Source organism: Hymenobacter humi (assembly GCF_042665855.1).
Lineage (GTDB): Bacteria > Bacteroidota > Bacteroidia > Cytophagales > Hymenobacteraceae > Hymenobacter > Hymenobacter humi.
The window spans coordinates 3649601-3673706 of the sequence record NZ_JBHTEK010000001.1 but is presented as its reverse complement, the minus strand read 5'-3'; the positions used below and the strand labels follow the sequence as shown (position 1 = coordinate 3673706).

Genomic DNA, 24106 nt, shown 5'->3' with positions numbered 1-24106 from the left:
CGACGGCCACCGCTCCATCAAAATCATCGAGCCTGAACCCGCAATCGCTGCAAACCGTGGGCGAGGCGAAAATCGTGGTGAATGGCGGAGTGGACCTGAGCAAAAAGCCGGTCTGGATAGAGGGCCCGCACCTGATGAAGCGCAACGACTGGTACTACCTCTACGCGGCCGAGGGCGGCACCTCGGTGAACCACACCGAGGTGGTGTTTCGCAGCAAGGCGGCGCTGGGCCCGTTTGTGCCCTACGAGAAGAACCCCATCCTGTCGCAGCGCGAGCTGCCGCGCGACCGCAAAGACCCCATCACCTCGGCCGGGCACGCCCAGTTTGTAGAAGGGCCGGATGGCAAGACCTACGCCATCTTCCTGGCTGTGCGGCCCTACGAGGGCAATTTCTACAACACCGGCCGCGAAACCTTCATTGTGCCCGTGGTGTGGAAAGACGAGTGGCCGGTGATGGACCCCGGCCCCAACGGCGTGCAATACAGCTACAAGGCCAGCTACCCCGAGGTGAAGCAAGCCGGCGCCCGGCCCCAGAGCGGCAATTTCGGCTACACCCTCACCTTCGAGAAGCAGCTGGACCCGGCGCTGCTGTTTCTGCGCACCGTGGACAGCACCAGCTTCTCCCTGAGCAAGGCCAAGGGCCTCACCCTGAAGCTCAAGCCCGAAACCTGCGCCGAAACCGGCAATCCGGCCTTCATCGGCAAGCGGCAGCAGCACCTCTACTGCACCGCCGAAACCGAGCTGACGTTCGCGCCGAAAGCGGCGAATGAAAAGGCCGGCCTGGTCATCTTCCAGGACGAGAAGCACTTCTACTACCTCTGCAAGTCGGTGGATGGGGGCAAGCCCATGCTGCAGCTGTTCAAAAGCACCGCCGATGCGAAGCAGCCGGAGCTACTGGCGCAGGCGCCGCTCAAGTCGGCCACGGGCAGCGTGCAGCTGCGCATAAAGGCTCAGGGTGATACTTACGGCTTCCACTTCTCGGACAATGGCAAGGCCTGGACCACGCTCCAAGACAAGGTGGACGGCAAGTTCCTGAGCACACAGGTGGCGGGCAGCTTCATCGGCTGCGTGTTCGGGATGTACGCCACGTCATCGGGCCAGCCCACTGCCAACACGGCCTCCTTCAAGTGGCTCAAGTACGAGGGCAACGACCCCATGTACAAGAAATAAGGCCGGGGCCTCGTCGGAGCTGTTTCATTTCGCTTTCCTCTCACCCATTTCCATGCGCTTACCTTTCCTTTTTGCACGTTGATGCTTGCTGCTGCCACTTCCCACGCCGCGGGCCCCGTAGTGGTCGGCAGCCCCGATGGGGCCGTGCAGGTGAGCGTGGACGTGGACGGCCAGGGCCGGCCCACTTACGCGGTGCGCTACCGCGCCGCCGAGCTGCTGCGCCCTCGCGCCTGGGCCTGCAGCTGGCCGGCGCCGACCTCTCGCAGGGCCTCAAGGTGGCCAGTGCCGACCCGGTGGCCGCCGTGGCCGACGACTACCGCCTGGCCACCGACAAGCGCGCGAACTGCCGCTACCGGGCCAACCGCCGCGTGGTGCACTTTACGGGCCCGACGGGAGGGCCCACGCTGAGCGTCGTGTTTCAGGTGTCGAATGAAGGGGTGGCGTTTCAGTACCTCATCGAAGGCAGCAGCGCCGAGGTGCAGCGCATCACGGCGGAGCAAACCAGCTTTCACCTGCCGGCGGGGGCCAAGGGCTGGCTGCACCCGCACGCCAAAGCCCAGACTGGCTTTGCCAACACGCAGCCCTCGTACGAGGAAAATTACCAGCGCGGCATCGCGGCGGGCACGCCGTCCACCATCGGGCAGGGGTGGTCGTTTCCGGCTTTGTTTGAGGCGGGCGGGCGCTGGGTGCTGCTCACCGAGGCGGGCATGGGCCGTAGCTACTGCGGCAGCCACCTGGCCCACGAGTCGCCCGATGCCAACTACACCGTGGCCTTTCCGCAGGCCCCCGAGCGGACCACGCCCGATGCGCCCCTGCTGCCCGAAAGCCGCCTGCCCTGGCGCTCGCCCTGGCGCGTGATTGTGGTGGGCAGTTCGCTGGCGCCCATCGTGGAGTCGACGCTGACCACCGACCTGAGCGCGCCGGCCACCACGCCCGTGCTCTTGGAGGCGCCCGGCAAGGCGTCGTGGTCGTGGGTGCTGATGGGGGACAAGAACACCACCTACGACGTGCAGCGCCGCTTCATCGACTACTCGGCCGCCATGGGCTGGCGCTACTGCCTGGTGGATGCCCTGTGGGACACGCAAATCGGCTACGAGAAGACGGCCGAGCCTGGCGCAGTACGCCCGCTCCAAAAACGTGGGCTTGCTGGTGTGGTACAACTCCAACGGCAGCTGGAACCAGGCCCCCAAACGCCGACTAAGGTGCTTTTCGACGCCACCAGCCGCCGCCAGGAATTTGCCCGCCTCAAGCAGATGGGCGTGGCGGGCATCAAAATCGACTTTTTCGGCGGCGACGGGCAGTCGTTTATGAACTACTACCAGGACCTGCTCACCGCCGCCGCCCAGGCCGGGCTGCTGGTGAATTTCCACGGCGCCACCCTGCCGCGCGGTTGGAACCGCACTTACCCCAACCTGATGACCATGGAAGCGGTGAAGGGCTTCGAGTTCCTGACCTTCGACCAGCGCAACACCGACCAGGAAGCCACCCACTGCGCCACGCTGCCCTTCACCCGCAACGCTGTGGGGCCGATGGACTTCACGCCCATGGCCTTTTCCGAAATCAACGGCAAGCAGCGCCGCACTTCCAACGCGTTTGAGCCTGGCCTTGGCGGTGCTGTTTCAGTCGGGCATTCAGCACTACGCCGAAGTGCCCGACGGCATGGCCGCGCAGCCCGCCTACGTGCAGGACTTCGTGAAAAAGCTGCCGCCGCGCTGGGCCGATGTTCGGTTTGTGGCGGGCTTCCCCGGCGAGTACGCGGTGCTGGCCCGCCAGGCGCCCGGCGGCCAGTGGTACCTGGCCGGCATCAACGCCACCGACGCGCCCAAAACCCTGCAGGCTCGACCTGGGCAAGCTCAATCTGGCCGGCGGCACCCTCATCACCGATGGCGCTACCAACCGGAGCTTCAGCACCCGGGGGCGGGCGGCAAGAGTCTGCGCCTGACGCTGCCCGCGCGGGGCGGGTTCGTGGTGCAGCCTTAAGATTCGAATGCTTTCGCCACCCAGCACATCACCATTCGCTGCCACGCATAGTGCCAGCAGTCACTTTCTGCTACTTAGCCGATGAACCTACCCGCCACCATCCGAAACGCATCCACACTCTTGCTTAGCCTCGTCTTGGTGAGCAGCGCTTTTGCCCAAAAAGCAGTGATGGAAGCGCCCAAGGGCTTCGACCAGCCCACTGCGGGCAGCGCTACCGGCAAGCTGGATAGCATCAGCTACACGTCGAAAACCGTGGGCACGGTGCGCAAGGCGCTGGTGTACACGCCGCCGGGCTATTCCAAAAAGAAAAAGTACCCGGTGCTCTACCTGCTGCACGGCATCGGCGGCGATGAAAAAGAGTGGCTCAAGGGGGGCGACCGCAGGTGATTCTGGATAACCTATACGCGGCCGGCAAGCTGAAGCCGATGCTGGTGGTGATGCCCAACGGCCGGGCCATGAAAGACGACCGCGCCGTGGGCAATATCTACGGCCCGGAGAAAGTGGCCGCGTTTGCCAACTTCGAAAAAGACTTGCTCACCGACCTCATTCCCTACGTCGAAAAGCACTACCCCGCCCTCACCAACCGCGAAAACCGGGCCCTGGCCGGGCTCTCGATGGGCGGGGGGCAGTCGTTGAACTTCGGGCTGGGCAACCTGGACAAATTTGCCTGGGTGGGCGGCTTTTCGTCGGCCCCCAACACCAAGCAGCCCGAGCAGCCTGGTGCCCGACCCGTCCAAAGCCAAAAAGCAGGCTCAAGCTGCTCTGGATTTCATGCGGCGACCAGGACGGCCTGCTGCCCGTCAGCCAGCGCACCCACGACTACCTCTACGAGCACAACGTGCCGCACGTGTATTACCTCGAAGCGGGCGGGCACGATTTCAAGGTCTGGAAAAACGGCCTGTACATGTTTTCGCAGTTTCTGTTCAAGCCCGTGGATGTAGCGGCGCTGCCCACCTACACCGTGTTGGGCACGCCGGCCGCCACCAACGTGCGCAACGCCAAGTACCCGCAGCTGTTGCCGGATAACCGGGCTGTGTTTCGCCTGAAAGCCCCCGGCGTGCGGCAAGCGCAGCTGGACTTAGGCCGGAAGTATGACATGGTGAAAGACAGCACCGGCACCTGGACCGTGACGACCGACACGCTGAGCCGGGGCCTGCACTATTACTCCCTGGTGCTCGACGGCCTGCCCATTGCCGACCCGGCCAGCGACACCTTCTACGGCATGGGGCGCATGGCCAGCGGCATTGAGGTGCCGGGCCACGGCACGGGCTTTACGCCCTGCGCGACGTGCCCCACGGCGAGGTGCGCGAGCGGCGGTTTTTCTCCAAGGTCACCAATTCGTGGCGCCGGTTTTTTGTGTACACGCCGGCGGGCTACGACGCCAACCCCGCCGCCAGGTACCCGGTGCTGTACCTGCTGCACGGCGGCGGCGAAGACGAAACCGGCTGGGCCAGGCAAGGCAAAACCGACCTGATTCTGGACAACCTGATTGCCGACAAAAAGGCCAAACCCATGCTCGTGGTGATGCTCGACGGCAACATGGGTGGCCCCGGCGGCCTGGCCGGTTTCGGCGAAGCTACGCTGAAGCGCTTTGAAGACGAGCTGAAGCAAACCGTGCTGCCGGTGGTGGAAAGCAACTACCGCGTAGCCGCCGGGGCCACCAACCGGGCGCTGGCGGGCTTGTCGATGGGCGGCCTGCAAACGCTCTACGCCGGCCTGAAAAACACCGACCTGTTTGCCGCGCTGGGGGTGTTCAGCTCCGGCTTTTTTGCCAATAATCCCCAACTGTCCGACCCGCAGTATGCCTTCATGAAAGCCAATGCCGGCACCATCAACACCAACCTCAAGCAGCTGTGGCTCTCGATGGGCGGGCCCGAAGACATAGCCTACGCCAACAACAAGGCGATGCGGGCCAAAATGGATGAGCTGGCCATCAAATACGTGTACAGCGAGTACCCCGGCGGCCACACCTGGCCCGTCTGGCGGCACGATTTGTACCTCTTTGCCCAGGGGCTGTTTTAGGGCACCGGGCACTACTCGCCTTAGCAGCCCTGGGCTGTGCGGGCTTTCCACTCTTTACCCCAAGTCCATGAGAAATGCCTTACTCGTTGCCCTGCTAGCCCTCGTGGGCTACCTGCCCGTGGGGGCGCAAAACCCCATTATCCGGGACGTATTCACGGCCGACCCGGCGCCGCTGGTCTACCACGATACGCTGTTTTTGTACACCGGGCACGACACGGCTTCGGTGAAGGAAACCAATTACAAGATGCCCGACTGGCGCATCTATTCCACCACCGACCTGGAGCACTGGAAAGACTACGGCACGCGCCTCTCGCCCCGCATCTTTGCCTGGGCCACCGGCGACGCCTACGCGGCGCAGTGCGTCTACCACAAGGGGAAGTTTTACTGGTTCGTGTCCACCTTCCACAAGAAGGACGACCGCAGCCAGGGCGGGGCAGCCATTGGCGTGGCCGTGTCGGACCGGCCCACCGGCCCGTTCCGCGACGCCATTGGCAAGGCGCTTATCGTCAATGAGATGACCAAGGACAAGCCCCACGCCTGGGACGACATCGACCCCACCGTTTTCATCGACGATGACAAGCAGGCCTACCTGTACTGGGGCAACTTAAGCTGCCGCTGGGTGAAGCTCAAGGACAACCTGACGGAGCTGGCTGGCCCCATCACGGTGCTAAATATCAAGAACTACATCGAAGGCCCCTGGGTGTACAAGCGCAAAAAGCTGTACTACCTCGTGTACGCCAGCGCCGGCACCAAGCCCGAGATGATAGAATACTGCACGGCCCCCAGCGCCACCGGCCCGTGGACGTACCGCGGCATCATCCAGGGAAACGTGCCCAACAGCTTTACCACGCACCCCGGCATCGTCGACTACAAAGGCAAGAGCTACTTCTTCTACCACAACGGGGCCTTGCCCACCGGCGGCAACTACCGGCGCTCCATTTGTGTGGACTACCTGACCTACAACCCGGACGGCACCATCAAGCCCATTGTGCAAACATCCCAAGGCGTGGCGCCAGTGAAGTAAACCCTTACGCCACCTGTCTGCCGCCGCACTGCCTTCGCATTCCACCCATGAAAACGCTTCTCCTTCCCATTCTTTTCCTAGGCGCTACGCTGGGGCTGCGCGCCGAGGATGGCCACCGGCTCTGGCTGCGTCCGCACGCCACGACGCCCGTTACAGTAGTTGCGCCCACTACCAGTTCGGCCTTGCTCGCTACGGCCAAGCGCGAGCTTCAGCAAGGCTGGCAGGGTAGCGCCGGAACCACCGTGACGCTGACCCTCAAGAAAGATAAGGCCATTAAATACGACGGGTTTCGCCTGAATGCGCAGGGCGTGCAGGCCAGCACCGAGCGGGGCATTCTGTACGGGGTGTTTGAATTGCTGCGGCGCCAGCAAACCGGCCAGGCCCCCGCGGCCGGCCTGTCGAACCCGTCGTACGAACACCGCTTGCTCAACCACTGGGACAATCCCGACGGGTCGGTGGAGCGCGGCTACGCCGGGCCGTCCATCTTCTGGCGCAAGGACAGCGCCCTGGTGGTAACCAGCCGCGACAAAACCCTGTGGCAGGAATACGCCCGCGCCAACGCCTCCATCGGCATCAATGGCAGCGTGCTCAACAACGTGAACGCCTCGCCGCTGATACTGTCGGCCGAGTACCTGGGCCGCGTGAAGGCCATTGCCGACGTGCTGCGGCCGTACGGGGTGAAGGCCTACCTCTCGGTGAAGTTTTCCTCGCCGGTGCTGCTGGGCGGCCTGAAAACCGCCGACCCGCTGGACCCGGCCGTCATCAAGTGGTGGCGCGGCAAGGCGAAGGAAATTTACCAGCAAGTGCCGGATTTCGGCGGCTTTTTGGTGAAGGCCAGCAGCGAAGGGCAGCCCGGTCCGCAGGACTACGGCCGCACCCACGCCGACGGCGCCAACATGCTGGCCGATGTGCTCAAGCCCCACGGCGGCCTGGTGATGTGGCGGGCTTTCGTGTATAGCCCCTCCGACAAGGACCGCGCCAAGCAGGCCTACAACGAGTTTGTGCCGCTCGACGGCAAATTCCGGGACAATGTCATCATTCAGGTGAAAAACGGGCCGGTTGATTTTCAGCCCCGCGAGCCGTTCAGCCCCCTGTTTGGGGCGCTGAAAAAGACGGCCGTGATGCCCGAGTTTCAAATCACCCAGGAATACCTCGGGCACGCCATCGACCTAGCGTATCTGGCCCCCCTGTGGGAGGAGTGCCTGCAAAGCGACACCTACCAGGCGGGCCCCGGTAGCACGGTGGCCCGCTGCACCGATGGGAGCGTGTACCGCCAGGCGCACTCGGCCATGGCCGGCGTATCCAACGTGGGCCTCGACACCAACTGGACGGGGCACGACTTCGCGCAGGCCAACTGGTACGCTTTCGGGCGACTGGCTTGGAACAGCAACATTAAAAGCGCCCAAATAGCCGAGGAATGGCTCAAGCAGACCTTCCAAAACGCAGCCGGCACCAATCAGCCGGCTACCTCAGCGGCCGATTGGAACGCCAAGTTCCTGACGCCCGTAACGCAGCTGATGCTAGCCAGCCGCGAAGCCATTGTGGACTACTCCATGCCGCTGGGCTTGCACCACATCATGTCGGCCACCCACGGGCACTACGGCCCCGGCCCGTGGTGGGCGCCGCCCGGCATGCGCGCCGACTGGACCCCGCCCTACTACCACCAGGCCGCGACTAACGGCGTGGGCTTCGGCCGTACCAAGACGGGCAGCGACGCCGTGAGCCAGTACCACGAACCCCTGGCCTCGCAGTTCAACAACCCCGCTACCTGCCCCGACGCGTACCTGCTGTGGTTTCATCACCTGCCCTGGGATTTCAAGATGAAAAGCGGCCGCACCCTTTGGGACGAGCTAGCCCTGCACTACGACCACGGCGTGCAGCAAGTGCGGCAGTTTCAGCGCACCTGGGACCAGGCCCAACCCTACGTGGATGCCGAGCGGTTTGGGGTGATGCAAAACAAGCTGCGCACCCAAAGCGGCAACGCCGTGGTCTGGAAAGATGCCTGCTTGCTCTACTTCCAACAGTTCAGCCGCATGCCCATTCCGGCCGCCGTGGAGCCGCCCATGCATACGCTGGAAGCCCTCATTGCCAACGACACACCGCCGCGGCCGCCCCGCCAGCCATAGTCACTTCGCCCATCTGGCCAGCTATTCGCGGGTCGCCCACTCTGTGTTTCCTACCCCTATGCTTATGCCTAAGTCCTTCCGGTGTGCTGCTCTGCTCGTTGCGCTGGGGCTAACTGTCACCGCTCTGCCTGGTTTCGGCCAGCGGCCTACTGCGCCAAAAACAGCGAGCACGGCCGCTTTTTACTCGAACACTTATCCCAACCTGTTTCGGGAGGCGGGCTACCGTCAGGCCGACATTGATAAGAAAGTAGCCCAGGCCTACCACGACGTGTTTGAGGGGCCGAATAAGGTGTACTTCGAAGTGGGCGACTCCTTGGCCTACGTGTCGGACGTGAAGAACGAGGACGCCCGCACCGAAGGCCTTTCCTACGGCATGATGGTGGCCGTGCAGCTCAACAAGAAGCAGGTGTTTGACCGGCTCTGGCGCTGGTCGAAAAAGTACCTGCAGCACCAGAGCGGTCCCTTAGAGGGGTACTTTGCCTGGAGCTTCAACCCGGCCACCATGAAGCGCAACTCGGAAGGGCCGGCCTCCGACGGCGAGCTGTATTTCGTGACCAGCCTGCTGTTTGCCTCGAACCGCTGGGGCAACGCGACGGGCATCAACTACTACCAGGAAGCCCGCCGCATCCTGGACGCCTCTTGGAAAAAGAACGGCACCGGCGGCGTGTACAACCTCTTCAACACCCAGCACAAGCAGATCAGCTTCGTGCCAGTGGGCGACATGTACAACTGGACCGACCCCTCGTACCACGTGCCGGCATTTCTGGAGGTGTGGGCCGAATACGCCAAGGATGGGCACGAGCAGTTTTACCGGGCCTGCGCCGATACGTCGCGCGTGTTTCTGCACCGCGCCTGCGCCGCGCCCACCGGCCTCAACTACGACTACACCGAGTTCAGCGGCCAGCCCCACGCCACCAAGTGGGCGCCGCCGGCCTTTCGCTACGACTCCTGGCGCGTGCCCATGAACATCGCCATGGACTACGTGTGGTTTGGCAAGGACCGGCGCTGGCAGCAGCAGTACGCGCAACGCTTCCAGGGTTTTTGCGCACCAAGGGCGTGAATACCTTCGAAGACCAGTTCAACGTGGACGGCTCGCGGCCGGCGTTTATTCTGCCGGCGGGCAAGGTGAAGAAGCTGCGCCACTCCCTGGGCCTGGTGGCCACATCGGCCGCGGCCACGCTCATGCGCCCGACCCCGCCGCAGCCTGGACTTCGTGCACGCCCTCTGGAACGCCAAGCTGGCGCCCTACGAAGACGGCTACTTCGACCCCTACTACGATGGCCTGCTCTACCTGTTCAGCCTCATGCACCTGAGCGGCAAGTACCAGGTGATAAAGCCTCAAACGCACTAAACGAGCATACCTGTGATGAAAAACTACTTGTTTCTGCTACTGGCCGGGCTTACCCTGTGGGGGCCGGCGGCGCGGGCCCAGGCCCCGCCGGCCCACAACCCCGTGGTGTATGCCGATGTGCCCGACCTTTCCATGATTCGGGTGGGGAACACCTACTACATGAGCAGCACCACCATGCACATGAGCCCCGGGGTGCCCCTCATGAAATCGACGGACCTGGTGAACTGGCGCTTGGTGAGCTACGCCTACGACACCCTGTCCGGCACGGATGCCATGGCGCTGGCCAACGGCAAGAGCACCTACGGGCGGGGCTCGTGGGCCAGCAGCCTGCGCTACCACCAAGGCACGTACTACGTGAGCACGTTTGCCCAGACCACCGGCAAAACCCACGTGTATTCGACCAAAAACATTGAAAAAGGGCCCTGGAAGGCGGTGTCCTTCCGGCCCAGCCTGCACGACCATTCGCTGTTTTTTGACGACGATGGCCGCGTGTACATGGTGTACGGCCAGGGCAAGCTGCAGCTGGCCGAGCTTACGGCCGACGTGTCGGGGCTGAAGCCGGGCACCACGCCGCAGGTCATCATCGAGAACGCCAGCGCCCCCGCCGGCCCCAACATCAACCTGCCGGCCGAAGGCTCGCAGCTGTTCAAGGTCAACGGCAAGTACTACCTGTTCAACATTGCCTGGCCGCGCGGCGGCATGCGCACGGTCATCGTGCACCGGGCCGACAAGATTACCGGACCCTACGAAGGCCGGGTGGCCCTGCAAGACCTGGGCGTGGCCCAGGGCGGCCTCATCGACACGCCCGACGGCCGGTGGTATTCCTACCTGTTCCGCGATTTTGGGGCCGTGGGCCGCATTCCGTACCTGCTGCCGGTGCAGTGGGAGGGGGCTGGCCCGTGCTGGGCAGCCCGGCCGGCAAAGTGCCCGAAACGCTGCCCCTGCCCGCCAACAAAAGCCTGCTGCCGGGCCTGGTGGCCTCCGATGAGTTTACGCGCCGAACCGGCGAGCCGGCGCTGCCCCTGGTGTGGCAGTGGAACCACAACCCCGACAACCAGCGCTGGTCCGTCACGAAGCGCCCCGGCTACCTGCGCCTGCAGACCGGGCGGGTGGACACGTCGTTCCTGCTGGCCCGCAACACCCTGACGCAGCGCACTATTGGCCCGGTGTGCGCCGGCACCACGGCCCTGGACGTGGCGCATTTGCAACCCGGCGATTTTGCCGGGCTGGGGGTGCTGCAGAAGCGCTACGGCCTGGTGGGCGTGCAGGCCAGCCAAGGGGCGAAGGGCATTGTGATGGTCAGCGCCGAGTCGGAAAAGCCGGTGGAGCTGCAGCGCCTCCCGCTGCGCCAGGACAAGGTATATTTCAAAATCGAGTGCGACTTCCGGGACCGCAAGGACGTGGCCACCTTCTTCTACAGCCTCGACGGCAAAGCCTGGCAGCCCGTGGGCAAACCGCTCAAAATGGCCTACACGCTGCCGCACTTCATGGGCTACCGGTTTGCCCTTTTCAACTACGCTACCCAAGCGGCGGGCGGGTGCGCCGACTTCGACTATTTCCGCTTCGCCGACCACCTGAACGAGTAAGCCTTTACCCGTGCTCCCTAACCTCACTACCCCATGCGCAACCTTACGAATTACGCGCTGCTGACGGCTCTGACCTTCTTTGGCCTGCCGTCGGCCCACGCCCAAAATCCGTTTATTACCAACCAGTTCACCGCTGACCCCACGGCGCGGGTGTTCGGTGGCCGGGTGTACGTGTACCCCTCGCACGATATTCGGGCCACTCCCGGGCACGGCCGGGCCGGCTGGTTTGTCATGGAGGACTACCACGTGTTTTCCTCGGCCAATCTCACTGACTGGACCGACCATGGCGTCATCGTCACCCAAAACAAGGTGCCCTGGGTGAAGCCCGACAGCTACAGCATGTGGGCGCCCGACTGCGTGTTCCGCAACGGCAAGTACTACTTCTATTTCCCGACTACCCCCGCGATACGACCATCAGCAAAGGCTTCACCATTGGAGTGGCCGTGGCCGACAAGCCCACCGGCCCGTTTGTGCCGCAGCCGCTGCCCATCAAGGGCGTGCGCGGCATCGACCCCAACGTGTTTATCGACAAAGACGGCCAGGCGTACCTATACTGGTCGCAGGGCAACATCTACGGGGCCAAGCTGAAGGAGAACATGCTGGAGCTGGCTTCGGAGCCTAAAACCCTCGGGGAGCTACCCACCAAGGGTTTGAAGGAAGGCCCGTATTTGTTTGAGCGCAAGGGTATTTACTATCTCACGTACCCGCACGTAGCCAACAAAACCGAGCGCCTCGAATACGCCACCAGCACCAGCCCGCTAGGGCCGTTCACGGTGAAGGGCGTGATTATGGACGAGTCGCCGACGGGGTGCTGGACCAACCACCACTCCCTGCTACAGTTCAACAACCAGTGGTACCTGTTCTACCACCACAACGACTTGTCGCCAAAATTCGACAAGAACCGCTCGGTTCGAATCGACAGCTTGTCCTTCGCGGCCGACGGCTCAATTCGGAAGGTGACACCCACCCTGCGTGGCGTGGGCCTGACCGATGCCCGCCAGAAAATCCAAATCGACCGCTACAGCCGCCTGAGCAAGCAGGGCGCGGCCATTGCTTTTCTGGACACGGCCAATACCTTCCGGGGTGGAAAACGGTCTTCGCCGGCGGCGCCGGCTGGGTGCAGTACAACGGCGTCGCGTTTGGCCCCCAAAAGGTGAAAGCCGTTTCGCTGCGGGGCACATCGGCCGCCGGCGCCACCCTGCAAATCCGGCTGGATAACGCGGCGGGCCCCGTGGTGGCCGAAGTGACCGTGCCCAAGGGCAGCGCCTGGCAGGAAGTGAAAGCCCCGGTCCGGGCCATCAGGCCCGGCACGCACGCGCTGTTCGTGGCGCCCAAGTCCCCGGCGGCCACCGTGGAAGTGGACTGGGTGCGCTTCGAGTAAACGCCACGCGCCCGGTGCAGCTGCCCAAAGCCCGGAAGCCGGAAACGCGGCGGCCCCCAAACTGATAGACTCTTTACTCCCATCCTCCTTTTTTATGAAGCTCGCTACTGCCTTACTCGGCCTGCTCCTGCTCAGCAGCGGGGCCCAGTCGACTGCTCCCCCGCGTCGGGCCCAACTGCCGAATATCCGTTTCAGAATCCCGACCTGCCTATCGACCAGCGCGTGGATGACCTGGTGGGCCGCCTGACCTTGCCCGAAAAGGTGTCGCAGATGCTAAATGCCTCGCCGGCCATCGACCGGCTGGGCATCCCGGCCTACAACTGGTGGAACGAGGCCCTGCACGGCGTGGCCCGCACCAGTATGAAAACGACGGTGTTTCCGCAGGCCATCGGCATGGCCGCGACGTTTGATAAAGACGCCATGCTGCAAATGGCCACCATGACCTCCGACGAGGCGCGGGCCGTACACCAGGAGTACGTGCGGCGCGGCGAGCGGGGCATCTACCAGGGCCTTACCTTTTGGACGCCAAACATCAACATCTTCCGCGACCCGCGCTGGGGCCGCGGCCAGGAAACCTACGGCGAAGACCCCTACCTGACCGGCCAACTGGGCTCGGCGCTGGTGCGCGGCTTTCAGGGCGACGACCCAAAGTATTTGAAAATTACGGCCTGCGCCAAGCACTTTGCGGTGCACAGCGGGCCGGAGTCGTCGCGCCACGAGTTCAACGCCCAAATCAGCGACTACGACCTCTGGGACACCTACCTGCCGGCCTTCCGCGACCTGATAGTGGACGCCAAGGTGGCCGGCGTGATGTGCGCCTACAACGCCTACGCCGGCCAGCCCTGCTGCGGCTCCGACAAGCTGATGAACGACATTCTCTACGGCAAGTGGAAGTTCAAAGGCTACGTGACCTCCGACTGCGACGGCCTGAACGACTTCTGGCAGCACCACAAAACCGACCCCGACGCGGCCACCGCGGCCGCCAACGCCGTGCTGCACGGCACCGACCTGGAATGTGCCACCGGCAAGCTGTTCACCTACAACTCGCTGCTGGAGTCGGTGCAGAAGAAGCTCATCACCGAGCAACAGCTCAACACCTCGGTGAAGCGCCTCTACAAAATCCGCTTTCAGCTGGGCATGTTCGACCCGGTGGAGCGCGTGAAGTACGCCCGGATTCCGATGAGCGTGGTGGAAAGCGCGCCGCACCAGGCCCACGCCCTCAAGATGGCCCGCGAGTCGGTGGTGTTGCTCAAAAACGACAAGAACACGCTGCCGCTGCGCAAAAACATGCGGAAAATTGCGGTGCTCGGCCCCAACGCCGACAACGAAAGCGTGCAGCTCGGCAACTACAACGGCTTTCCCACCGACATCGTGACGCCGCTCGAAGGCATCCGGGCGAAGGCCGGAAAGGGCACCGAGGTGGTGTACCTGCAGGGCGTGGACTACGCCAGCAATACCGTGTACGAGCCGCTCGACATCAACAAAAACCTGGCGTTCCAGGGCCAGCCGGGCTTCAAGGCCGAATACTTCAAAGGCACCAACCTGGAAGGCCCGGCCGTGGTGACCCGCCAGGAAGCCGGCCTCGACCGCTACCTGGCCAACGTGAAGATGGAAGTGGCGCCGGGCCTGCCCGCCGAGAATTTTTCGGCCCGCTACCAGGCCACGTTCACCCCATCCACCACCGAGGAGCTGGCTCTGCAAATCAGCGGCGACGACGCCTACCGGCTGTTCGTGGACGACAAGCTGGTCATCGACGCCTGGAAGGGCCGCGGCTTCTCCACCAACCAGCACGTGCTGAACGTGACGGCCGGCCAAAAGCTGAACCTGCGCCTGGAGTACTACCAGGTAGACCGCCGCACCATCCTCAAGTTTACGGGGGCGAAAGTGGTGCCCATGAACGCGGCCAACATCCTGGCCCGGGTGAAAGACGCCGACGCCATCGTGTTTGTCGGCGGCATCTCGCCCAAGCTCGAAGGGGAGGAGATGAACGTGAAGGTGCCCGGCTTCAGCGGCGGCGACCGCACCACCATCGGCCTGCCGCAGGTGCAAACCGACCTGCTGAAGGTGCTGCACAGCTCGGGCAAGCCCGTGGTGCTGGCCCTGATGACGGGTAGCGCCATTGCCACGCCCTGGGAGGCGGCCAACCTGCCGGCCATCCTCAACAGCTGGTACGGCGGGCAAGCCGCCGGCACGGCCCTAGCCGACGTGCTCTTTGGCGACTACAACCCCGCCGGCCGCCTGCCCGTGACGTTCTACAAGTCGGAAACCCAGCTGCCGGCCTTCGACAACTACAGCATGGAAGGCCGCACCTACCGCTACTTCACCGGCGAGCCGCTGTTTCCGTTCGGGCACGGCCTGAGCTATACCACCTTCAAGTATAGTAACTTGAAAGTGCTCTCGAAACCCGCCACTGGCCAGCCAGTGCGCCTGAGCGTGGATGTGCAAAACACCGGCGCCCGCGCCGGCGACGAGGTGGTGCAGCTCTACGTGCGCCACGCCGGCGCTTCGGGCCGCGTAGCCCGGCACGCCCTCGAAGGCTTCCGGCGGATAAACTTGGCGCCCGGCGCCCGCCAAACCGTGCAGTTTACGCTCTCGCCGCGCCAGCTTTCCCGCCTCGATGCCAAGGCTCAGCGGGTGGAAGCCCTGGCAAGGTGCAGGTGTTTGTGGGCGGCGGCCAGCCGCTGGCCGCCGCGGTGGCCGCTAACAAGGTACTGAAAGCTGACGTGCTGCTGACCGGGGCGCCGTTCACATTTCCTTGGTAAACCTCGACCCACACAAGGCCCTGAAGCTGGAAACCGCGCTGGCCGGCGTGAACTGGAAAAACGTGACGGGCTGCATTCTGACTTCTGCCAACATCAACGATTACAACACCTTCGACAAGCCCAACATAGTGAAGCTAGCCAGCTTCGCAGGCGCCAAAAAGCGCGGCACCGGCCCCAGCCCCGGCCAAGCGCAGCGTGGGCCGGCGCTAGTAGGGCTGTGCCTTGGCGCATTCGGAATGCTTGAGTATCAGCAAGGAGCTAAAAGGGAATCAATTGCCTGTCATCCTGACGAAGGAAGCATCTTCTAACCAACGAACGGTTCAGGCGTGAGAAGATGCTTCGCTCTTCTCAGTATGACAAACGAGTGGGTTTACTCTTTTTGTACGAATGCTGCGCTCTACATGACCGTTAGACCTTAGCTGTCAGCTCAATGAGCTGGCGCGGGCTGCGGCATATTCTGAAGCAGCCACTGAAACAGCCGCTCGGCATCGCGGGCGTGAAACAGCTCGGTGCCGGAGTTCATGGTGGCGGCCGAGCCGCAGGCGACGCCCATGCGCACCGCCTCGCGCACGGGGCGGCCCTGGCACAGCGCGTACACCATGCCGGCCACCATGCTGTCGCCGGCGCCCACGGTGCTGCGCTTTTTACGGCGGGGGCAGCAATGTGCTCCTCCGCATCGCGGGTGACAAAGCAGGCCCCCGCCGCGCCCAGCGAAACCACCACGATTTCGCACTTGCCGGCCTGGATGATGGACCGGGCCGCTGCTATTGCCGATTCGCTGTCGAGGGCATCGGTACCGGCCAGCATGGCCAGCTCGCCCAGGTTGGGCTTGAGCAGGTACACGCCTTCCTCAACCGCTTGCCGCAGGGGCTCGCCCGAGGTGTCAACAATGAGCCTGGCCCCGACGCGGCTGGCCCAACGGGCAATTTCGCCCATAAATTCGGGCGCTACGCCGGGGGCAGACTGCCGCTGGCCACTAGCACGTCGGGCACGGGGTCGAGGCCGGCCAGGGTGGCCAGCACCTGCGCCTGCTCGCTGGCAATGAGCTCGGTGCCGGGCATGCCGAAGCGGTACTGCTGGTTGTTGGAGGCATCTACCACGGTGAAGTTTTCGCGGGTCCAGGCCTCGGTGGGCACGGGGTGCTGGTCGATGCCTTCGCGCGCCATGAGCTGCTTTAGTATCTCGCCGGGAGGGCCGCCGGCCACGAACACGGCCTGGGAATTCAGCCCCAGCCGCTTCAGGCCCCGGGCCACGTTGATGCCGCCCCCGCCGGGCTCCACCTTGGGTTGCTCGCATCGGAGCTTTTGCTCGGGCACCGCCGGGGCACCGAGGTACTCTTATCGATGGCCGGGTTGAGGGTGAGGGTGACGACTCGTTTCATGGCGCAGGCTAAGTAAAGGCTCAGGGTATAACGCGGGCTGTGAGGTATTAGATTTCGTTCTACCCTTTTATTCACAGTCTGCCTCAGGCAAAGGCTGTTGCCGCCTCTGCAACGCTGGCCCGGCTCCGAATAATGGCTAACTTCGGGCCCTGCCCAAGCCCTCGCCCCGCTACTGCACCAGAATCATGGCGGAGTTGGCTGGTACCTGCAAGGCGGCGCCAGCTTGTTCCGCTTTGCCGAGGCCCTTTTCGTTGAGCTGGTCGCCGCGCAAAACCACCGTGTATTTTCCATCCGGAATGGGCATGTTCACCGCCGTGCGGTTGCCATTGAACAGCACCACAATGTGCTGCCACTTGTCGCCGCCGGCGTGGTCTTTCAGGCGGTAGGCAATGGTGCCGGCGGGCAGGTTGGGCAAGAACTCCAGGTGCTGCTGAATCAGCTCAGTAGTGGGCAGGCGGAAGGCAGGGTGGGCCCGGCGCAGGGCGATGAGGCGGCGGTAGAACTCAAACACCGACTGGTACTTAGCCTTGCGGGCCCAGTCGAGCCTGGTTTACACTATCCGGCTGGTTATAAGAGTTGTGTGAGCCGCCTTTAGTGCGCAGAAATTCATCGCCCACGGGCAAAAACGGCACTCCCTGTGAGGTGAATACGATGGTGTTGCTCAGCAAATCCATCTTGATAAGGTCGGCTTCGGAAGCACCGGGGTTGGCCACGGTGAGCTTGTCCCAGAGCACCCGGTCGTCGTGGCAGGCCACGTAGTTGATGGCCTGGGACGGGGAAGTAGCCCAGGGCGCTTTCGAGTAATTGACCTTGGTGTAATTGAGCTGCGGGTGCTGGGTGGCGGCCACGATGCCGAACTTCACGCTTTCCTCCAGGCCCGGCTGGCCGCTGGCAAAGCCCGGCTCGTTTTGGCGGGCGTAGTGGCCCTTCACGCCGTCGCGCAGGCTCGTCGCCGAAGGCGGCGATGCGGGGCAGCCTGGGCATGTTGGCTTTCACGGCGCGGCGGGTTTCGGGCAGGGGCGAGGGGCCGGCGGTCCAGCCCTCGCCGTACACGAAAATGCTGTGGTCCTGCAGGTCGAGGGCCACGCGCACGGCGCGCATGGTTTCAATGTCGAGCACGCCCATCAGGTCGAAGCGGAAGCCGTCGGCGTGGTACTCACGGGCCCAGTACGCCACCGATTCCACGATGAGCTTGCGCACCATGGGCCGTTCGGAGGCCACTTCGTTGCCGCAGGCAGCGGCATCGGAGAGCGAGCCGTCGGGGTTGTGGCGGTAGTAGTAGCCGGGCACCAGGCCTGCTCGAAGGCGCTGCGGGCGGCGTTGGCGGTGTGGTTGTACACCACGTCGAGCACCACGCGCAGGCCCTGGCTGTGCAGGTTTTCCACCGCCTGCTTGAACTCGCGGATGCGCACGGCCGGGTCGGCGGCATCGGTGGCGTAGGTGCCCTCGGGCACGGTGTAGTTCAGCGGGTCGTAGCCCCAGTTGTAGCGGTTGGCGCTGGCGGGCGCGGCTTCGTCGATGGACGCAAAGTCGTTGGTGGGCAGCAGGTGTACGTGGGTCAGGCCCAGCTCCACGAGGTGGTCGAGGCCGGTGCTCACGTCGCCAGGGCCGCGGGTGCCCAGCTGCGCCACGCCCAGAAACTTGCCCTTCTGCCGGATGCCCGACTGCGGGTGCATGCTCAAATCGCGCACGTGCACTTCGCCAATCACGATGTCGGTGGGCTGCTTCAGGGCCGGGCGCAGGTCCTCGCTCCAGCCGGGTGGCTGCGCGGTGGCGGGGTTGAGCACGGCGCCGCGCTGCCCGTTCAAACCCACGGCGTGGGCGTAGGGGTCGGCCACTTCGGCCATTTTCCGGCCTTTGATGGTGGCCTGCACGGTGTAGAAGCCGGTAGTGCCGGCGGGCAGGGTGTAAGTCCAGGTGCCCGCTTCGGCCTTGCGCATGGGGTGCTCGGCCAGCGGGGCGCCGCCCGTGCCTGCGGCGTACAGGCGCAGATGCAGCGCTTCGGCGGTGGGGGCCCACACGCGGAGGGTGGCCTGGGCGCCGCGCCAGGTCAGGCCCAGGTCGGGGCCGTGGTAAACGGGGTAGCTGGCGTAGTCGGGGAGGGGCTGGGCCGGGGCGGTGGGAGCAACGGAGAGGAGCAAAAGCAGCAGCAGAAGCGGGCGAATCATGGCCGCAAGTTCGGGGTTAATAAGTTGAGCTCCCCTCCTCAGTTGAGGAGGGGATGTTTGAGCTTTAGCTCAAACGGGGGTGGTTGCCCTCGTTGAACGATGCCCGAACGACGGGCGCCGGAACGAGTTGGGCTGGAATCGTATAGGAGCCGTTCATCCATCGTTCAATGAGGGAAACCACCCCAGTTGCCGCGGGCGCGGCAACGTCCCCTCCTTAAAAAAGGAGGGGAGTTTTCGTTCTGGGCCGACCGATAAAACCTTCCCCGTGGTCGACACAATGTTGCTTGCGGTCGGTTTGGGAGGATTTGGGGTGCGGGGCGTTGGTATGTTTGCTTTGAATCTTACTTTTTTATGGCCGACCTCACTCCCCGGCGCTTCCTCACCCCGCTCATTCACGTGCTGGTGTGGGGGTTGTTCGGGCTCACGTTTTTGTTGTTTCAGCCGCTCACGGGCCGGCTCGTCATGCCCCCGCAGTTCTGGCTCAAGCAGGGGCTAATGTTCTGCGCCTGGGTGGCCACGTTCTACCTCACGGCCAAAGTGAGCGTGCCGAAGCTCCTGTTTCAGGGGCGCACCGGGCTGTTTGTACTGGCCCTGGTGGGCACCACCGCGGCCGTGCTGTTTTTCAGCAGGTTTCTGGAATCGGCCCTGAACCTGCCCGAACTCATGGACAAGGCATTTCAGGCCGCGGCCGGCCGCCCCCGGCTGGCCCGCACTGGCCCGCGCATCGACACCATGGGCCTGCTCACCACCATGTTTGTGCTGGGCATCAGCACGAGCATCACGGTGGTGCAGAAGTGGCAGAAAGACGCCGAGGCCCGGCAGGAGCTCGAGCAGCAGCGGGTCAGCTCCGAGCTGTCGGTGCTGAAGGCGCAAATCAATCCGCACTTCTTCTTCAACACCCTCAACAACATCTACGCCCTCACGCTGCTCGACGGCGAACAGGCCCGCACGGCCATTCACCGGCTCTCGCGCATGATGCGCTACGTGCTCTACGACACCGCCGGCGGCTTCACACTGTTGAGCCAGGAAATTGCCTTCGTGCAGGACTACATCACGCTGATGCAGCTCCGGCTCGACGAGCGGGTGACCGTCACCTTCGAGCGGCCCGAGCCCATGCAGGACGTGCCGGTGGCCCCCATGCTGCTGCTGCCCTTTCTCGAAAATGCCTTTAAGCACGGCGTGGCGGCCACCCAATCCAGCTCAATTTACGTGGCCCTGCGCCAGCCCGCGCCCAATGTACTGGAGCTGGAAGTGCGCAACACCCGCCTCGCGCTGCCCTCTACCGACCTGGCCGGCAGCAACGGCATTGGGCTGGCCAACACCCGCCGCCGCCTCGATTTGCTGTACCCTGGCCAGTTCAATCTGCTGGTCGACGACCATACGCCCGCCAACGAGTTTCGGGTTCATTTAACCTTGCACGTCGCATGAGTAGCCTGCCGCCCCTCAAATGCATCGCCGTCGACGACGAGCCCCTGGCCCTGGGCCTGGTAGCGTCATTCGTTCAGAAAACCCCGTTTCTGGAGCTAGTGGGCCGTTTCGGCAGCGCCGTGGAAGCCCTGAAGTACCTGCATGAAAACCCCAGCACCGTCGACTTGGCTTTCCTCGACATCCAGATGCAGGAGCTCAACGGCCTGGAGCTGGCCCGGGTGCTGGGCCCCACCGGCCCGCGCGTCATCTTCACCACCGCCTTCAGCCAGTACGCCCTCGAGGGCTACCGCGTCGATGCCCTCGACTACCTCGTAAAGCCCTTCAACTACGAGGAGTTTCTGCGGGCCGCCGGCAAGGCCGCGCCTACGCCGAGCTGATTGCTCAGCACGCCGTGGCGCCAGTTTCGAACGGCGCCGAGGAAGAAGAATACCTGTTCCTGAAAGCCGAGTACCGCTGGTGCGCGTGGCCCTGAGCGACATTCTCTACGTGGAAGGCCTCAAGGACTACGTCAAAGTCCACCTCAAAAGCTCGCCCCGCGCCCTGCTTTCCCTCATGAGCCTCAAGGCCATGGAGGAGAAACTGCCCACCCGGCGCTTTATGCGCATCCACCGCTCGTTTATAGTGGCACTGGACAAAATCGAGGCCGTGCGCCGCCTCACCGTTCAGATTGGCGCCGTCACCATCCCGGTGGGCGACCAGTACAAAGACACCTTCCTGCAGTTTCTCAGCCGCTGGAGCTGAGCCAGCAGACCAGCCCTCACGCTTCTCTGCGAGAATAGCTTAGCCCTCAGGACTGGTTTGTGAGAGAATGAGGAAGCAGCGCAAAAGAGCAGAGCCCCCGCTTACCGGGACTCTGCTCTTTTGCTTTTGCCCTGTTGAGCCGAGGGTACGGTTGGCATGCCGCTGCCTCCCTGCCCAGCTGATGGCTGCTTCGAAGAAGCTGCGCTTTAACGCTGGGTTGAATGCGTCTGCTCCAGCAACTCATCCCCTGGCCGGCTTACGTCGGGGCCCAATAAGTAAGGGCGGCTTTAAGCTGCGTAAAAAGTCAGGAAGTGAGCGTGTTTTGATTTCGGCAGCTGGACAATAAAATTGAACAATTTCCGAATTTAATCGTGCTGCCTTACCGGGGGGCTGGCAGTGAAGTTGTTGTTCATCACACTCGTTTGTAGCACGTGTAGGTGTTTGTAAAAATAGAAATATATCAGGCGGGGCGGAACTTTTGAATACCATATAATTATTGGGCTATCCGAATAAGCTATTCAAAAGCTTGTGGTGCTCTTACCGGCCTGCCTCCTGATATTCTAATAAACCTAAACCGCTTTCTATGCATAACATTTCCACCGTTGTATTACATAAGTTTAACCGTTGCGCCGTCCTTTACCTGAGCTTTCTGGTGCCTCAGGCGGCCGGCGCAACACCCAAAAGCGAGGTTCGGCATGAGAAAGCAAAATGCATAAGCCCGGAGGCGGCGCCCATTCACGTGCTTGCTCTGCCAGCTACCACGTACACTTGGACTGGCGCAGGAGCAGATACCAAGTGGTCGACGCCTCAAAACTGGCAGCCTGACCGGACTTTGCCGCAGCCCAACGATGTGCTCGTGTTTGACGGTGCCCTGACGCCTTCCGTTGCCGTCGCTCTGGATTTTCCCACGGGTGAGACCATCGGTCAGCTGCAGTTTATTGGAAATGTAAAAGCCACGTTCGCCAACGAAAGCAGCCGCACGCTAAATATTGATAACCTGGTGTCCGGAGCCGATTTTATGATTGCTGCCGGCTCAAGTCTAACTGTTACTAACTCGAGCACCGTGGATGCGGGTCTTATTATGCAGTTGAAGACCGGCGCAGCGGCTATCATAGCAGGAAACTTATCTTTTGAAGGGCAATATAATGTTAAGGCTGAGCACCGTTTGCAGGGCAGCGGCATGTCCAGCATCGAGTTTGTTAGCGGCAGCGTATTCACGGGTGGGCAGAATTTCGCTGGAACTGCCTTTGGTTCCGTTACCGCTCTGCAAAATTCCGTGGTGTTTCGCAACGGGGCGCGCTACGAGCAGTACGCGGGTTCGGCCCCGTTTGCCTTGAACCAGCCCAACAGCATCACCGTGTTTGAGCCGGCCAGCCACTACTTATTTGCCCCCACCGGCTACATACAGGTGCCCTTCAGCGGCCGAACCTATGGCACTTTTGAATACAGCATCACCTTCACCAATACCGGCACCGCAACTTATCCGGTCACGTTTGGCGGCGACCTGATTATTACGAAAGGAACCATTGCCATCAATGCAATCGGGGGAGTCAACATAAAAGGCAACCTGCTGGTAAACAGTGGCAGCACGCTTGCCTTCAATCCAGCCAGCGCGACCACCCTGCAGTTCAATGGCAGCGCCCCACAGGTAATCGGCGGCACCGCCGGGGCCGGAGCCCTCACGTTTGGCGACAATGTGAAGGTGACGGTAGCCAACCCCATGGGCGTCTCGCTTCGCCGGCCCATCACCCTGAATAATGCCCTCACGCTCAGCAGTGGCAAGGTTACCACCACGGCAACGAACCTGCTGACCTTAGGCGCTGCCGCCACCATAAGCACCGCCAACGAGAACACCTTTATTGATGGCCCGCTTGCACGAGTGACTGGTCCCGGTGCTTCATCCGTTACTTTTCCCGTGGGTAAGGGGGCAGGGCGGCGCTCTTTAACGCTTGACATCAGCAGCCAAACGGCTGCCAGCACTTACACGGCCGAGCTGCTGGAAGGCAACCCCGGCCAGAACCTGGCACCGACCAACTTGCTGGGCGGCGTACCCCTCAAGCGGGTGTCGCATATTCGTTCGTATTCCCTGAGTTCCTCCAACGCTACCCCGGGCAATGCCAGCGGCACCGTTACCCTCAGCTTCGGGACTGACGACGGAGTGAACGACCCCACCGATGCTGGCTTGGTGATAGCCGCCAAAACCCCTGGCCTCGACTGGCAGAGCTTCGGCCGCTCGGGGAGCACGGGCGCGGGCAGCGGCGCCGGCGCCGCGTGGGTGCCCGGTACCCTTACCTCGGCCCCCATCGGCTCGTTGGCCAATGCCGCTACGTTTGCCCTGGGTGCCACCAACGAAAACACCACCTTCGGGGCCGCTCTCAATCCGCTGCCCGTAGTGCTCAGCCGGTTCACGGCCCAGCGCCAGCCCAACCAGGCAGTGACGATAAAATGGGCGACGGCCAGCGAGAAAAACAGCGCCTTCTTCGAGGTGCAGCGCAGCCTCGATGGCCGTGACTTTGCCACGGTAGCCAAACAAGCAGCCCAAGGCAACAGCACCCAGGCCACAGCTTACACAGCCCTCGACCAATCAGCCCCGGCTGGTACGCTCTACTACCGCCTGCGCCAGATGGATGCCGACGGCAAAATCAGCTACTCGGCCGTGGCAACCGTAGCTAGAGTCGGTGCAGCGGCCAAAGTCCTGCTCTACCCAAACCCCGCGAACAGTGCTATTAGCTTGATTACCGACGCGGCTACCCCTTACCGGGTAGTCAACCAATTGGGCCGGACCCTGCTGCGCGGCACCACAGAAGCAGGCATATCCCAGTTGGCCATTGGTTCGCTTGCCCCTGGCGTTTACTTGCTGGAACTACAAACCTCAACCGGCCGGGTGATAGCCAAATTCGAGAAGGAGTAATCCAGACCACGGATTGGCGCGGATTTTAACGGATTCCACGGATTTTGTAGACGCCCCCAAGTTGGGCTGTATGCTG

21 protein-coding genes and 5 pseudogenes are annotated in these 24106 nt (G+C 63.0%); 21 read left to right on the top strand and 5 right to left on the bottom strand.

From position 1 onward, the window contains the following. The first annotated feature begins 56 nt into the window (after positions 1-56). The 18 genes and pseudogenes from ACFQT0_RS20680 to ACFQT0_RS20595 all read left to right on the top strand — a co-directional run bounded on the left by ACFQT0_RS20680 (position 57) and on the right by ACFQT0_RS20595 (position 15709). The gene (locus tag ACFQT0_RS20680) at positions 57-1169 is read left to right on the top strand and encodes a beta-xylosidase family glycoside hydrolase (RefSeq protein ID WP_380205003.1); all 1113 of its coding nucleotides are present in this window, start codon (positions 57-59) and stop codon (positions 1167-1169) included. Next, positions 1127-2725: pseudogene (locus ACFQT0_RS20675) on the top strand (glycoside hydrolase family 97 catalytic domain-containing protein); the annotation flags it as partial. The gene ACFQT0_RS20680 and the pseudogene ACFQT0_RS20675, both read left to right, overlap by 43 nt. A 103-nt stretch (positions 2726-2828) precedes the next feature. Next, the gene (locus ACFQT0_RS20670) at positions 2829-3149 is read left to right on the top strand and encodes a glycoside hydrolase family 97 C-terminal domain-containing protein (RefSeq protein WP_380206090.1); all 321 of its coding nucleotides are present in this window, start codon (positions 2829-2831) and stop codon (positions 3147-3149) included. Between the two features lie 120 nt (positions 3150-3269). Next, on the top strand, positions 3270-3536 hold the full coding sequence (locus ACFQT0_RS20665) for an alpha/beta hydrolase-fold protein (protein WP_380205002.1): 267 nt from the start codon (positions 3270-3272) through the stop codon (positions 3534-3536). After that, positions 3533-4090, top strand: coding sequence for an alpha/beta hydrolase (locus tag ACFQT0_RS20660; protein WP_380205001.1), 558 nt, complete (start codon positions 3533-3535; stop codon positions 4088-4090). Before ACFQT0_RS20665 ends, ACFQT0_RS20660 begins: the two co-directional genes overlap by 4 nt. Continuing rightward, a complete protein-coding gene (locus ACFQT0_RS20655; RefSeq protein ID WP_380205000.1) occupies positions 3988-4623 on the top strand; it encodes a hypothetical protein in 636 nt (211 codons plus the stop codon). Before ACFQT0_RS20660 ends, ACFQT0_RS20655 begins: the two co-directional genes overlap by 103 nt. Continuing rightward, entirely contained in the window at positions 4506-5171 is a 666-nt protein-coding gene (locus tag ACFQT0_RS20650; protein ID WP_380206089.1) for an alpha/beta hydrolase, read from the top strand. The genes ACFQT0_RS20655 and ACFQT0_RS20650 overlap by 118 nt, the downstream gene beginning before the upstream one ends. A 67-nt stretch (positions 5172-5238) precedes the next feature. Further along, positions 5239-6195, top strand: coding sequence for a glycoside hydrolase family 43 protein (locus ACFQT0_RS20645; RefSeq protein ID WP_380204999.1), 957 nt, complete (start codon positions 5239-5241; stop codon positions 6193-6195). Positions 6196-6242: 47 nt separating this feature from the next. Next, complete coding sequence (locus ACFQT0_RS20640) at positions 6243-8321, top strand: alpha-glucuronidase (RefSeq protein WP_380204998.1); 2079 nt, start codon at positions 6243-6245, stop codon at positions 8319-8321. 64 nt (positions 8322-8385) lie between these two features. Next, entirely contained in the window at positions 8386-9381 is a 996-nt protein-coding gene (locus ACFQT0_RS20635) for a glycosyl hydrolase family 8 (protein WP_380204997.1), read from the top strand. A gap of 153 nt (positions 9382-9534) precedes the next feature. Then, the gene (locus tag ACFQT0_RS20630; protein WP_380204996.1) at positions 9535-9672 is read left to right on the top strand and encodes a hypothetical protein; all 138 of its coding nucleotides are present in this window, start codon (positions 9535-9537) and stop codon (positions 9670-9672) included. 15 nt (positions 9673-9687) lie between these two features. Continuing rightward, positions 9688-11258 (top strand): annotated as a pseudogene (locus tag ACFQT0_RS20625) (glycoside hydrolase family 43 protein). A 33-nt stretch (positions 11259-11291) separates the two neighbouring features. Continuing rightward, positions 11292-11594: pseudogene (locus tag ACFQT0_RS20620) on the top strand (family 43 glycosylhydrolase); the annotation flags it as partial. A 107-nt stretch (positions 11595-11701) separates the two neighbouring features. Then, complete coding sequence (locus ACFQT0_RS20615; RefSeq protein WP_380204995.1) at positions 11702-12415, top strand: family 43 glycosylhydrolase; 714 nt, start codon at positions 11702-11704, stop codon at positions 12413-12415. Next, positions 12412-12639: a carbohydrate-binding protein gene (locus ACFQT0_RS20610; protein WP_380204994.1), complete on the top strand. Its 228-nt coding sequence runs from the start codon at positions 12412-12414 to the stop codon at positions 12637-12639. Before ACFQT0_RS20615 ends, ACFQT0_RS20610 begins: the two co-directional genes overlap by 4 nt. A gap of 94 nt (positions 12640-12733) precedes the next feature. Further along, entirely contained in the window at positions 12734-12886 is a 153-nt protein-coding gene (locus ACFQT0_RS20605; protein ID WP_380204993.1) for a hypothetical protein, read from the top strand. Beyond that, the gene (locus ACFQT0_RS20600) at positions 12862-15354 is read left to right on the top strand and encodes a glycoside hydrolase family 3 C-terminal domain-containing protein (protein WP_380204992.1); all 2493 of its coding nucleotides are present in this window, start codon (positions 12862-12864) and stop codon (positions 15352-15354) included. Before ACFQT0_RS20605 ends, ACFQT0_RS20600 begins: the two co-directional genes overlap by 25 nt. A gap of 40 nt (positions 15355-15394) precedes the next feature. Further along, positions 15395-15709, top strand: a complete 315-nt coding sequence (locus tag ACFQT0_RS20595; protein WP_380204991.1) for a hypothetical protein — start codon at positions 15395-15397, stop codon at positions 15707-15709. A gap of 257 nt (positions 15710-15966) precedes the next feature. Here ACFQT0_RS20595 and ACFQT0_RS20590 read toward each other — a convergent pair. The 5 genes and pseudogenes from ACFQT0_RS20590 to ACFQT0_RS20570 form a co-directional block, all read right to left on the bottom strand. Continuing rightward, positions 15967-16337: pseudogene (locus ACFQT0_RS20590) on the bottom strand (PfkB family carbohydrate kinase); the annotation flags it as partial. A gap of 11 nt (positions 16338-16348) precedes the next feature. Next, positions 16349-16717 (bottom strand): PfkB family carbohydrate kinase, encoded by a 369-nt coding sequence (locus ACFQT0_RS20585; protein ID WP_380204990.1) that lies wholly within the window; start codon positions 16715-16717, stop codon positions 16349-16351. Between the two features lie 234 nt (positions 16718-16951). After that, a complete protein-coding gene (locus ACFQT0_RS20580) occupies positions 16952-17293 on the bottom strand; it encodes an alpha-1,6-glucosidase domain-containing protein (protein ID WP_380204989.1) in 342 nt (113 codons plus the stop codon). Positions 17294-17303: 10 nt separating this feature from the next. Continuing rightward, positions 17304-17714, bottom strand: coding sequence for a hypothetical protein (locus ACFQT0_RS20575; RefSeq protein WP_380204988.1), 411 nt, complete (start codon positions 17712-17714; stop codon positions 17304-17306). A 192-nt stretch (positions 17715-17906) separates the two neighbouring features. Beyond that, positions 17907-18950 (bottom strand): alpha-amylase family glycosyl hydrolase, encoded by a 1044-nt coding sequence (locus ACFQT0_RS20570; RefSeq protein WP_380204987.1) that lies wholly within the window; start codon positions 18948-18950, stop codon positions 17907-17909. A gap of 351 nt (positions 18951-19301) precedes the next feature. Between ACFQT0_RS20570 and ACFQT0_RS20565 the strand changes: the two genes are divergently transcribed. The 3 genes and pseudogenes from ACFQT0_RS20565 (at position 19302) to ACFQT0_RS20555 (ending at position 24030) form a co-directional block, all read left to right on the top strand. Then, the gene (locus tag ACFQT0_RS20565) at positions 19302-20378 is read left to right on the top strand and encodes a sensor histidine kinase (protein ID WP_380204986.1); all 1077 of its coding nucleotides are present in this window, start codon (positions 19302-19304) and stop codon (positions 20376-20378) included. Then, positions 20375-21119: pseudogene (locus ACFQT0_RS20560) on the top strand (LytR/AlgR family response regulator transcription factor). The gene ACFQT0_RS20565 and the pseudogene ACFQT0_RS20560 overlap by 4 nt, the downstream one beginning before the upstream one ends. Positions 21120-22299: 1180 nt before the next feature. Continuing rightward, a complete protein-coding gene (locus tag ACFQT0_RS20555) occupies positions 22300-24030 on the top strand; it encodes a T9SS type A sorting domain-containing protein (RefSeq protein ID WP_380204985.1) in 1731 nt (576 codons plus the stop codon). Positions 24031-24106 lie beyond the last annotated feature (76 nt).